The sequence below is a fragment of the Cryobacterium sp. CAN_C2 genome (genome assembly GCF_015751745.1).
GTDB lineage: Bacteria > Actinomycetota > Actinomycetes > Actinomycetales > Microbacteriaceae > Cryobacterium.
The window spans coordinates 1-11,838 of sequence record NZ_JADOUX010000034.1; the positions used below are offsets into that span (position 1 = coordinate 1).

9 protein-coding genes are annotated in these 11,838 nt (G+C 61.4%); 7 read left to right on the forward strand and 2 right to left on the reverse strand.

What is annotated here, in order from left to right; all coding sequences use genetic code 11:
* The first annotated feature begins 122 nt into the window (after positions 1-122).
* Together IWX77_RS17325 and IWX77_RS16500 are read left to right on the forward strand one after the other, a co-directional pair.
* Positions 123-458 (forward strand): hypothetical protein, encoded by a 336-nt coding sequence (locus IWX77_RS17325; RefSeq protein WP_297414090.1) that lies wholly within the window; start codon positions 123-125, stop codon positions 456-458.
* Positions 413-1,063 (forward strand): AAA domain-containing protein, encoded by a 651-nt coding sequence (locus IWX77_RS16500; protein WP_327012275.1) that lies wholly within the window; start codon positions 413-415, stop codon positions 1,061-1,063. Before IWX77_RS17325 ends, IWX77_RS16500 begins: the two co-directional genes overlap by 46 nt.
* Positions 1,064-1,069: 6 nt before the next feature.
* Here IWX77_RS16500 and IWX77_RS16505 read toward each other — a convergent pair whose 3' ends face one another.
* On the reverse strand, positions 1,070-1,495 hold the full coding sequence (locus tag IWX77_RS16505; protein WP_196845637.1) for a hotdog fold thioesterase: 426 nt from the start codon (positions 1,493-1,495) through the stop codon (positions 1,070-1,072).
* Between the two features lie 53 nt (positions 1,496-1,548).
* Here IWX77_RS16505 and polA point away from each other — a divergent pair, with 53 nt between their 5' ends.
* The 5 genes from polA (at position 1,549) to IWX77_RS16530 (ending at position 11,470) form a co-directional block, all read left to right on the forward strand.
* Positions 1,549-4,239 (forward strand): DNA polymerase I, encoded by a 2,691-nt coding sequence (gene polA / locus IWX77_RS16510; protein WP_196845638.1) that lies wholly within the window; start codon positions 1,549-1,551, stop codon positions 4,237-4,239.
* An 87-nt stretch (positions 4,240-4,326) separates the two neighbouring features.
* The gene (locus IWX77_RS16515) at positions 4,327-6,003 is read left to right on the forward strand and encodes a DUF885 domain-containing protein (RefSeq protein WP_196845639.1); all 1,677 of its coding nucleotides are present in this window, start codon (positions 4,327-4,329) and stop codon (positions 6,001-6,003) included.
* A 207-nt stretch (positions 6,004-6,210) separates the two neighbouring features.
* Complete coding sequence (gene rpsA, locus IWX77_RS16520; protein WP_196845640.1) at positions 6,211-7,665, forward strand: 30S ribosomal protein S1; 1,455 nt, start codon at positions 6,211-6,213, stop codon at positions 7,663-7,665.
* 349 nt (positions 7,666-8,014) lie between these two features.
* The gene (locus tag IWX77_RS16525; RefSeq protein ID WP_327012277.1) at positions 8,015-10,252 is read left to right on the forward strand and encodes a response regulator; all 2,238 of its coding nucleotides are present in this window, start codon (positions 8,015-8,017) and stop codon (positions 10,250-10,252) included.
* Between the two features lie 483 nt (positions 10,253-10,735).
* Complete coding sequence (locus IWX77_RS16530) at positions 10,736-11,470, forward strand: hypothetical protein (protein WP_196845642.1); 735 nt, start codon at positions 10,736-10,738, stop codon at positions 11,468-11,470.
* Between the two features lie 94 nt (positions 11,471-11,564).
* Here the strand turns inward: IWX77_RS16530 and IWX77_RS17330 are convergent.
* A partial coding sequence (locus tag IWX77_RS17330) for a hypothetical protein (protein ID WP_327012276.1) occupies positions 11,565-11,838 on the reverse strand: 274 nt, incomplete at its 5' end.

Sequence of the window (11,838 nt, forward strand, 5' to 3'; positions counted from 1 at the left end):
TAGGGAGCGCGCCGGCGCCCTTCTTGCGGCTTCGTGAACTGTCATCCATCGCTGACTCCAAACTCCAGCGTTGCAACGACGGCTAGAAAACGCCCCTCGGCGCCCACGTCATCACTGCGCTCGTGCAACAATACGGCTGGAAGATCGGCGTCGTCGCCCAGTCCCACGCGGTCGTGGAGAACCTGCTGCGCGACGTCGTCTTGGCCGGGCTGGAGCCCGACCTCGTTGGAAAAGTTCCCAAAACCGGCGCCGACTCTGCTCGAGCTACCTTCACCGCGCTGCCGAAGGACGGCCAGCTGATCTCCGGCCTCGACCACGCCGCCACCGTTTTCGTTACCGGCGGTACCGCCTGGGATTTCAGAAATTTGGTGCGCACCCCGAGCCGATCGACCAGTCTGCGCTCAACTGGGTCGTGGCCGGGCTCGACGTGCTGTCGGCTGACCTCGGCTATTTTCTGAGCGAGAGCCCGCGCAGGCATCCGGCGGTCACCGCTCCCGTTTCCCGCCTGTCGTACGCCGGCCTGCTGCGCGTCAACCCGATTGCCGCAACCCGGCTGCTGGCCGGAATCGAACCCGGACTGCACGCCATCCCGGTCGAGCACGTCGGCAATGCGATCGTCTCGCCCGAAGAAGCGCATGCCGTCGCGTCACTGATCCGCGATGTCCTCGGCCGCCGGTGGACCGACCCGACCACCGACCGGGTGAACGACCCTATAACCGAGGCGGATGTCATCGGCGTGACCCCGGACGACGCCCAGCGGCTTCTGGTGCGGGACGGCCTGGCCGTCGCCGGATACCCTGGCAATCACGTGGGAACGGTCGACAAATTCCAGGGCCAGGAAGCGGCAGTCGCTATCGTCATGCTGGCGGCGTCATCGGCCGATGACGTGCCGCGCGGCATGGTGTTTCTCATCATGAAGAATCGACTCAACGTTGCCATCTCTCGGGCAAAATGGACAGCCTACTTGGTCTATGCACCCGCGCTCACCGAATACCTGCCCCCGACGCCAGCCGGCGTCGCTGAACTCAGCGCGTTTATCAGCCTGGTCGAGCCAGAACCCTGAACCGACCTAAACGCGCGGGGGCAGATCCTTGATGATGTTCGTGATGCGAATCGTCGAGCAGCGCCGCCCGGCGTCGTCGGTGACCACAATCTCGTGGGTGGTGAGCGTACGGCCGAGGTGAATCGGAGTGCAGACACCGGTCACGTACCCGGAGGTCGCTGAACGGTTGTGCGAGGCGTTGATCTCAATGCCCACAGCGAGCTTTCCCGGTCCGGCGTGCAGGTTCGCGGCCATCGAGCCGAGCGACTCGCCGAGAACGACATAGGCGCCGCCGTGCATGAGCATGGCCGGCTGGGTGTTGCCGGCCACCGGCATCCGTGCCACGGCCCGGTCAATCGTGAATTCGATGAACTCCAGCCCCATCTTGTCGGCCAGGTCTCCTCCGCCGCGTTGCTGAACCCAGGCGAGTGCGTCGTCAGTTGTATTGAACATGGTCACCTTTGGTCGAGGAAGCCCACGCCGGAAGACACTTGTAGGCTGGGGGAGTGTTGGACTCCGAAAAGCCTACCCTGATGATCATCGACGGCCATTCCCTGGCATTCCGGGCGTTCTTCGCCCTGCCCGTGGACAGCTTCCAGACCCACGCAGGGCAGCATACGAACGCCATCCATGGCTTTCTGTCCATGCTGCTCAGCCTGCTGCGCAACGAGAAACCGACCCACCTCGCGGTCGCATTCGACATTTCCCGGGCCTCCTTTCGTACCCGGGAATACCCCGAGTACAAGGGTACGCGCACTGCGACTCCGCCCGAGTTTCTCGGCCAGATTCCGCTGCTGCAGGAAGCCCTCGCCGCGATGAATATCACGACCATCACCAAGGAAGACTTCGAGGCCGACGATATTCTCGCGACCCTCTCGGTCGAGGGCACCGAGGCCGGTTACAACGTGCTCGTCGTCTCCGGCGACCGTGATGCCATTCAGCTGGTCAACGAGACGGTCACCCTGCTCTACCCCTCCAGCCAGGGTGTGTCCGCCCTCACCCGCTACGACCCGGCGCGGGTGCGCGAACGCTACGGCATCGATCCCGAACAGTACCCCGACGTTGCAGCCCTCGTCGGCGAAACCAGCGACAACCTCATCGGTATCAGCAAGGTCGGCGAGAAAACCGCCGTCAAATGGCTCGGCTTGTACGGCAGCCTCGACGGCATCCTCGAACACGCTGACGAGATCAAGGGCGTCGTCGGCAACAATCTGCGTGAGCAGAAAGAGAACGCGATTCGTAACCGCCGCCTCAACCGTCTCGTCACCGACGTCGACCTGCCCATCGCGGTCGCCGCGCTGGAACGGGGTGCCATGAACACCGACGCCGTGCGCGACATCTTCACCCGCCTCGAATTCAAAACCCTGCTGGACCGGGTGCTCAAGCTGGCCGGCGAAGATCCTGCAGCCGCAGCAGCCGCAGCATCCGCTGTTGCCACCGCTGTTACCGACGAAGAATCGGCCGTGCGGGCCCCCGTCGCGCAGGACTTGCTCGACGAAGAACTGCAGTCGTGGCTCGATCGTGCGATCGCGGGCAATCCAGCCGGACTCGGCCTCACCGTTGAGGTGCAGGACGGCAAGGCCATCGGCTTCGGTCTGGCCAGTCCGACCGAGACGATCAACCTACCCTGGCAGCCGGACCGCAACGACTACGCCCCACTCGAAGCCTGGCTCGCCAGCGGGACCCCGAAAATCATGAACGACGCCAAACACCAGGTGAAGGCGCTGCGTCGCAGTGGTCTGCCCTTTGCGGGCCTCGCCTTCGACACGCTGGTCGGTGCCTGGCTCATTCGCCCTGGCGGCCCAGACAAGACCCTGGCCGACCTCGTGTCGCGCTACCTCGACGAAACCCTGCCACTGGCCGACCCGAACCAGCTCGTGCCCGATGAGACCCAGCAGGCTGGCGCCCCCGCGCAGGCCTGGTACACCCTGCGCGCGTTCGCCGTCATCGAAACCACCCTCGACCCCGGTTCGCTCAAACTCCTGATCGACATCGAGCTACCAACTCTGCTCGCCCTGGCCAATATGGAACTGGCCGGCGTCAGCGTCTCGCACGAGCAACTCGCCGAGCTGTCTGCCGAACTCGGTGCCAGCACGGCGAGCCTCGCTGCCGCCGCCTACGCCGAGATCGGCCGCGAGGTGAACCTCGGCTCACCCAAGCAACTGCAAGACGTGCTGTTCGATCAGCTCGAGATGCCCAAGACTCGAGCCAACAAGACCGGTTTTTCAACGGATGCCGGCGCTCTGGCCGACCTGCAGGCCAGCAATCCGCATCCGTTTCTCGATCTGTTGCTCAAGCATCGCGACGCTACCAAGCTTCGCCAGATCGTTGAAACCCTCGACAAAGCAATCGACACGACGGGCCGCATCCACACGACGTACGTGCAGATCGGCACGACGACCGGGCGCATCTCCTCGAACGACCCCAACCTGCAAAATATCCCCGTTCGCACGGAGGAGGGCCGCCGTATTCGCGCAGCCTTTCAAGCCGGTGCGGGTAGCGAAAGCCTACTCACGGCCGACTACTCCCAGATCGAGATGCGCATCATGGCGCACCTGTCAGAGGACGCTGGATTGATCGAAGCCTTCAACGCCGGCGAAGACCTGCACCGCTTCGTCGGTTCGCGCATCTTCGGGGTTGACCCGTCCGACGTCACATCCGAAATGCGCAGCAAGGTCAAGGCCATGAGCTACGGCCTCGCCTACGGCCTCAGCGCCTTTGGGCTATCGCGGCAGCTGCGCATCGACACCAAAGAGGCCAAGCAACTCATGGCCGACTACTTTGAGCGGTTCGGCGCGGTTCGCGACTACCTGCGGAATGTCGTCGAGCAGGCCAAGGTCGACGGCTATACCGAAACCATTTTCGGTCGGCGCCGCCCGTTCCCCGACTTGGGCAGCCCTAAACGGGTGCTGCGCGACAACGCCGAACGAGCGGCCCTCAACGCGCCGATCCAAGGTTCGGCAGCCGACATCATGAAGATCGCCATGAACGGTATCGCCGCCGATATGACGGATGCGTCGATGGACTCCCGTATGCTGCTGCAGGTGCACGACGAATTGATCTTCGACGTCGCTCCAGGGGAGTGGGATGCCCTGCGTCACGTTGTCACCCACAACATGGAATCCGCCGCAGACCTGCTCGTTCCGCTCGAGGTGCAGGTTGGTCGCGGACCCAACTGGGACGCCGCTGCACACTGATCACGAGCCGTTGATCTCAGGCGGTTGACCGTCCGGTTACCCCAATTGGGGTGTTCACTTCGCGCGGTCATGTTCTAGGCTCAGTGGATGACAAATGACATCCAGCGCACTCCGACGGCCATCGACCAGATCGCTGAAGAGTGGGTGGACACCCTCGTCGATCTCGACCCGACGGTGGGTACGTACATCGGCCGCACCGAGGGCGATGGCCGCTTCGGCGATTACTCCCCGGCCGGCCACGAACGCTTCGTCGACGAGGCGAAGAAGACGATTGTGCGGCTCGATGCCGCTCGCCCGGTCGACAGCGTCGACGAAGTCACGCAGACCGACCTTCGCAGCGAATTGTCGCTCACTGTCGAAAGTTCCGACGCTGAGCTGCAGTTGCGGGACCTCAACGTCATCGCCTCACCGGCACAGGAGATTCGCGAAATCTTCGACCTCATGCCCACCAAAACGGTCGACGACTGGGCCAACATCTCGTCGCGCTTGGGCAACCTGCCCGCCGCCATCGACGGGTACATCCAGACTCTCCGCCTCGGCATCGAACGCGGAGTGACGCCGGCGCGCCGACAGGTGCGCGAGGTGCTTGCCCAGGCGCAGCGCCATGCGGCCAACGACGGATTTTTCGCTGAGTTCGCTGCCAACGCTGCCTTGGATGAGGGCACCCTGCCGGCTTCCCTGGCCAAGGATCTCGGCGTCGGCGCCGGCCGTTCGGCAACCGCCTACGACAAGCTCGCGACCTTTTTCAGCGCCGAACTCGAGGGTCAGGCGACCCACGAGGACGCCATCGGCCGCGATTTGTATACCCTCGCCTCTCGACGATTTCTGGGCGCCACCATCGATCTCGACGAAACCTACGACTGGGGCATCGAAGAACTGGCCCGTATGACCCGGGAACAAGAGAAGGTCGCCGACCAAATCAAGCCTGGCGCGAGCGTCCTCGAAGCCATCGCTTACCTCGACACCGACCCGAGCCGCAAACTGAACGGCACCCAGGCACTGCAGGAGTGGATGCAGAAGACCAGTGACAAGGCCGTAGCCGATCTGGCCGGAACCCAATTCGACATCCCCGACGAGATCAAGACCATCGAATGCATGATCGCTCCCACCCAGGAGGGCGGCATCTACTACACCGGCCCGACCGACGACTTCTCCCGGCCGGGCCGAATGTGGTGGTCCGTGCCGGTCGGCGTCACCGAATTCGACACATGGCGCGAGCTCACCACGGTTTACCACGAGGGTGTTCCCGGTCATCACCTGCAGATCGGACAAGCCGTCTACAACCGGGCCAAGCTCAACACCTGGCGTCGTCAGCTCGCCGGCACCTCCGGACACGCGGAGGGCTGGGCACTCTACGCCGAACGCCTGATGGAACAACTGGGCTACCTCGACGACCCGGCTGACCGCCTCGGCATGCTCGATGGGCAGCGGATGCGGGCGGCTCGCGTTGTTCTTGATATCGGCGTTCACCTCGGCAAGACCCTGCCCGATGGTTCTGGCCCGTGGACTGCGGACTACGCCTTCGAATTTCTTGGCCAAAACGTCAATATGAATGAGAGCTTTGTCAAGTTCGAGGTGAACCGCTATCTCGGTTGGCCGGGCCAGGCTCCGTCTTACAAGGTCGGCCAACGTATCTGGGAGCAGCTCCGCGATGCCGCCCAGAAACGCCAGGGCGCAGCCTTCTCGATCAAGGAGTTTCACCGCACCGCCCTCGACCTGGGCGGTGTGGGTCTCGACACGCTGCGGTCGGCCCTGCTGAAGTAGGGCATCCGTGTGGGCCAGAACGCAGGCAACTCGGTCAAGTTGCCTGCGGGGGAGTCTGATAGCTAGGATAGAGAGTCACATTTGTGGCACCCTATCCGCTGCCATGCGCGGAGCGTCCCACGGTCTTCCTGGACCGCGGGGCATCTAAAACACCTGAACGTCTTTTCGCGTATGGCCCGACTATGTCCATCCTGGAGCAATTACTATATGACAATCGCAACGACCGTACGGGCACCCAAGCAGGTCGCCATTAACGATATTGGATCTGCTGAAGACTTTCTTGCCGCGGTCGAAAAGACTCTGAAATTCTTCAACGACGGAGACCTCATCGAGGGCACCGTCGTGAAGATCGACCGCGACGAGGTCCTCCTCGACGTTGGGTACAAGACCGAGGGCGTCATTCCCTCCCGCGAACTCTCCATCAAGCACGACGTTGACCCCTCTGAGGTCGTCAAGGTCGGCGACCTGGTCGAGGCCCTCGTTCTTCAGAAAGAAGACAAAGAAGGCCGCCTCATCCTTTCCAAGAAGCGCGCTCAGTACGAGCGTGCTTGGGGCGACGTTGAGAAGATCAAGGAGTCCGACGGTGTCGTCACCGGTTCGGTGATCGAGGTCGTCAAGGGTGGACTCATCGTCGACATCGGCCTGCGTGGCTTCCTGCCGGCATCGCTCATCGAGCTTCGTCGCGTTCGCGACCTGACCCCGTACCTGGGCCAGGAAATTGAAGCGAAGATCCTCGAGCTCGACAAGAACCGCAACAACGTTGTGCTGTCGCGTCGTGCCCTGCTCGAGCAGACTCAGAGCGAAAGCCGCACGACGTTCCTGAACAACCTTCAGAAGGGACAGGTTCGTAAGGGCGTCGTCTCCTCGATCGTCAACTTCGGTGCGTTCGTCGACCTCGGCGGCGTCGATGGTCTCGTCCACGTTTCCGAGCTCAGCTGGAAGCACATTGAGCACGCCAGCGAGGTCGTTGAAGTTGGTCAGGAAGTCACCGTCGAGATCCTCGAAGTTGACCTCGAACGCGAGCGTGTCTCGCTGTCCCTCAAGGCCACCCAAGAGGACCCATGGCAGGTCTTCGCCCGCACCCACGCCATTGGTCAGGTTGCACCGGGTAAGGTCACCAAGCTCGTTCCGTTTGGTGCCTTCGTTCGCGTTGCCGAGGGCATCGAGGGCCTCGTACACATCAGCGAGCTCTCCGGCAAGCACGTCGAGCTCGCCGAGCAGGTTGTCTCGGTCGGCGACGAGGTCTTCGTCAAGGTCATCGATATCGACCTCGAGCGTCGCCGCATCTCGCTGAGCCTCAAGCAGGCCAACGACGGCGTCGATCCCGACGGCACCGAGTTCGACCCGGCGCTCTACGGAATGCTCACCGAGTACGACGACAAGGGCCAGTACAAGTACCCCGAAGGCTTCGACTCCGAGACCAACGAGTGGCGCGAAGGCTTTGACGAGCAGCGAGAAAAGTGGGAGCAGGACTACGCTGCGGCCCAGGCTCGCTGGGAAGCGCACAAGAAGCAGGTTTCGACCGCGAACGACGAGATCGCTGCCCCCAGCGACGTCGCACCGGCCGGATCGGCCTTCTCGATCGAGTCGGCTGGCGCCGGCACGCTCGCCGACGATGAAGCACTCGCGGCCCTCCGCGAGAAGCTCTCCGGCGGCAACTAGCACCGAAGTACCACAGCAGTAGCACGCCCCTGTCGGGCACTGCACAAACGGGCCGCATTCAGTCGAATGCGGCCCGTTTGTGCATTCGCGGCCGGGTGATTCACGACCGTCTCGGACTGGATCCTCCCCGTGCATCGAGACGTCCGTTCAACAGTTCGTGCTATACCTGATGATGAGGATTTATCCTCCCCTGCTCGCGAGCCCGCACCCGACGGGATCGTTGACGCTAGTGAGTTTCCACCGATGCAACCTAGGCCTGGATGGAATTTGAGAGCGAATAAGTGTTCCATGCACCACGGTCCCATCGGAGAATTCCATGAATAGCTATTACCCCGCCGATAATGTTGAGATGACGGAGGAGAACGATTCTGAGCCCCGTCTTGCACAACCAGCAATCCGGAACCCCATCGACAGCCCCAGCCCGCCCCTGACTGTTGAAGTGCCCAACAAACGGCTCCCTGACCAAAAGTTTTCCACTCGGTGGCTCATCGAATCCAACATTGACTCGATGATGACCACCGACACCACGGGGATCATCACAGACGTCAATCAGCAGATGGTAGATCTGACCGGACGCACCAGAGACGAACTCATCGGCGCACCGTGCCGCAATCTCTTCACGAATCCGACGCGAGCCGACACCTTAATCGCTCGAGTGTTGCAGCAGGACCGAGTAAGCGACCACGAGCTGGCGGTGCGCTCCTGTGACGGCGCAGAAACTGTTGTCTCGTTCAACGCCGCTACTCTGCGCGATCGTGACCGCATCGTGCAGGGGGTCTTTGCAGCCGCTCGCGACGTCACCGAGAGCAAACGGTCTGAGCCTGCGCTCCTCGAAAAGAAATCCAAGCTGGAGCAGGGCCTTGGCGCGCGCTCTGAATATGTGGCGCGCGCCGAGGCCGAGGTCCTTACACCGCTGCGTGCCGTGGTCTCGTCGTCTGACGCACCGCGTAGCGGCGTCGACGGAAAGTTGAGCGGGGCCCAGCAGCAACGGATCGACGGTATCTGCGCAGATGGCGAACTCCTGTTGTCGTTGCTCGTCGAAATCATCGGCATGTTTACTGTTGAAACAGGAGTTGTCGAGTTCGACCATAAATCCGGACAAGTTCGCAGCCTGCTGGTCGCCAGCGCTGAGCTGGCCAATAAAAAAACGGTTGATTCCCCAGTCTCGTTCACCGTTGACAGTGCTGCCGACCTGAGTAGCATCCCACTCGCTGCCGCAAGCGTCGAGAAGATGCTCGCGGTCATGCTTGGCGATGCCGTTGTCGCCAGCATGGGCGGGTCCGTCACCGTGCAGGCGCGTACCGTGCCTCGCAGCGCCGTCGGGGCATTCAACGGCGACCGTCCGCACTGGTCCTGCCCGTTGCCCGAGTTCAGTTTTACGGAGTTCCTGGAAATTCGGGTGACGGACACCGGCAGCGGTATCTCACGAGGCGATCTATGTCCCCTCTTCCTTTCACTTTCACACGGCGAATTCAATGCCGCCCGGAAGCTAAACGGAAATGGTGTGGGTTCGACCACGGTGAAGCTGCTGGCCGAGCTCCACGACGGTGCGGTCGTCGCGCAAGGCGCCCTGGGGGAAGGCGCAACCTTCGCTGTCTGGTTGCCACGCCGTGTCCTGCCCACCGTGCCGGGTCGACCGGCACCCGAATCGAACAGGGAGAGCGCTCGGCCGGCGGCCGGATCCACGCACTCCGCGTCAGATGATGCCCTCGAGCATGACGAGAATGTGGACCCGTTGCCGCAACATGCGACCCAGGATTTGATTGGAGCGGCCAACGCCGATTCCAGTGTTCATCTTCAGGGTCTCGCCGAAGCTGTCGCTGGTCTGATGGTACCGAGCGGCCACCCCACGGCGCTCGTCGTCGAGGACGACCCCAAATCGGCCAAGCTCGTTCGGCTACTTCTGGAGGCGGAAGGTTTTCAGGTGATTGTAGCGTCCAGCGGCGAGGAAGCGCTCGATCTCGCGCGTGGAGGGCCGCTCAGCCTGATCACCCTTGACGTGCAGCTTCCCGGGATGGACGGCTGGAAGTTCCTTCTGAAGCTGCACGATTCCCCCGAACTGGCATCCATCCCTGTCGTGGTCATTGCTGGCCTCACCAACATGAGCATGGCTTTACGTCGAGGCGCTGCAGCAGTGCTGGAGAAACCGCTTCAACGGGCTGAGTTGCAGAATTCGCTCACCCTGCTCGGGCTTCTCCCGGAGCGGTCCCAGGCCAGGTGCATCCTAATCGTCGATGAAGATCGTGAAACCGTCGATCAAGTGATCTCCTATTTGGAACAGCCGGCCTACCGCGTCGAATCGTCAGCGACCGGAGAGGCTGCCATCACGGATGCTCTCAAGCTGACGCCCGACTTGATTCTGATCAATCTCATGATGGAGGGAATGGGTGGGTTCAAGATTGTGCGTGCCCTACAGAGACACATCAGCACCCAGCACATTCCCGTGCTCGTCATGTCGACCGTGCAGATCACCGACGAGGAACAGGACACCATCGACAGTGACCCCGCGCAGCCCGTCGTGGCCATGAACACGCCAGACTTCAACCGCGATGCGCTCTTGGCCGAAATCAAGCGCGCTCTCGGCTGAGCGCACTCCCCGGCCACGGTCAGACGGATCGCTCTGATCTGGCACGAAATCAACGATATTGCACGGTCCCAGCGGAGAACGCCAGGAAACGATTGTCTACTGAGAAAACGAAGGTGACCTACCCGGGGCGGCTTGTGAATTAGTCGAATATCCGACGTTTAGGGTCCTGCCGCTTGTTTGAAGATATGCCGCGACTCCGATTCGTCGCAGCCTGCCATTTCACCATAGAAACGAGCGCAGCGCACATCCACCGCCAAATCGGAGAAACTCGCACCGCAACGCGGACGTTTCCATGAGTCAATACGGGGTCTTGTGGTGGCCCGGGCCGGGTGCCAGCATGAGTGTCAATACAAAGCTGTACCGTAAAGCGAATTCTCATCAAATGCATGTGTGTTTGGTAATTGTCATTTAATGACGAGAAAAAAATTGCGTAGAAAACATAACTGAGTTACATCTGAAGCTCGATTTTCGGGGGGAATGTCGATGAGTAAAAGCACGACCACAAGGGAAATTCGCCCAGTTTCCGTCGACGATGGGGTGTTTGCGACTGGGCGGCTGGTCAGCGATGGTAAAAGCGTGCGACTTGATGCGGTTGCTTACGGGCTCTACGACCAGTTCATCCGAGATGCTGGAGGCATCAGCGTAGCCACTGACCTCCCACCGGACTTGGCCTCAGAGGTTGTGGTTACCGTTCAAGGAATTTGGACGGGAGAGTCGATCCGGAATGCCCGCGTTGTGGACCTCGTCGCCCCGATCTCCATGCCCGCCCGGCTCGGTGATGGAATTGATCCGGACATTGTGCCCGCGGGCCGGCTAGCCAGGAACGAAATTCTCGCTCCCACCGTCCTGAGCCTCGCCCAAGAACTGAACGACGAGACGTTGCTCTTCTATTGCGCACACAAGATGGCAGATGGATGGTTTGGCATAGCCTGCGTAAAAGATTCCGGGCCAGTCGAGCAAGCGCTGCGTCCAATTCTGCGTGATGCCCTCGCTGTTGTGGAAGTCGATTGGACACCGCACGATCTCAGACTCATTGATGGCTTTTTTGAAGAATATGATTTCGCGGATGGTCTCCTCTCCTCCGGGAAGTTCATGCACCCGGCTGGCCAATTCACGTCGTACGCGCTAGTGCGAATTATCACGCCAAAGATGGCGTCAACCCTCTCACCCGTGGATCCCAACGCAATCGTTCTGACGAGCTGGATTCAAAAAACATAAGCTGCGCTCATTTTTCACAAAGTGAAACCAAGAACCGCAACATTCAACCAGCTACACAAAGACAAGGGTGGATCATGTTCAAAAACAAGGGTAATCACCGTTCGTTGCTCGTGCGGCTTGGATTGATCCTGGCGGCAGTTGTGCTGCCGCTTTCGTCTGCGGTCGCGCCAATGGCAACTGCCAGCAGCTCGGGCGATGCCGTCCTCGTCTCGGCGGCGGGAAATGTAATCGGAACGGCGGATGGGCCCGCCATTGCAGCGGATGGGCCCACCATCCAGGTCTGGGCGTCGTAGCTGTTGCTGCAATGTCGATTCGCGTCATCGTAATTGCCGTCAGGGTTTATAGAGCCGCCATGATCGTCGAAAAGG

What these genes read in the sequence shown, in the direction of transcription:
- IWX77_RS16505 (WP_196845637.1), bottom strand. Translation starts at nt 1,495, where the DNA reads ATGTTCAATACAACTGACGACGCACTCGCCTGGGTTCAGCAACGCGGC.
- IWX77_RS16515 (WP_196845639.1), top strand. Translation starts at nt 4,327, where the DNA reads ATGACAAATGACATCCAGCGCACTCCGACGGCCATCGACCAGATCGCT.
- rpsA (WP_196845640.1), top strand. Translation starts at nt 6,211, where the DNA reads ATGACAATCGCAACGACCGTACGGGCACCCAAGCAGGTCGCCATTAAC.
- IWX77_RS16525 (WP_327012277.1), top strand. Translation starts at nt 8,015, where the DNA reads ATGACGGAGGAGAACGATTCTGAGCCCCGTCTTGCACAACCAGCAATC.
- IWX77_RS16530 (WP_196845642.1), top strand. Translation starts at nt 10,736, where the DNA reads ATGAGTAAAAGCACGACCACAAGGGAAATTCGCCCAGTTTCCGTCGAC.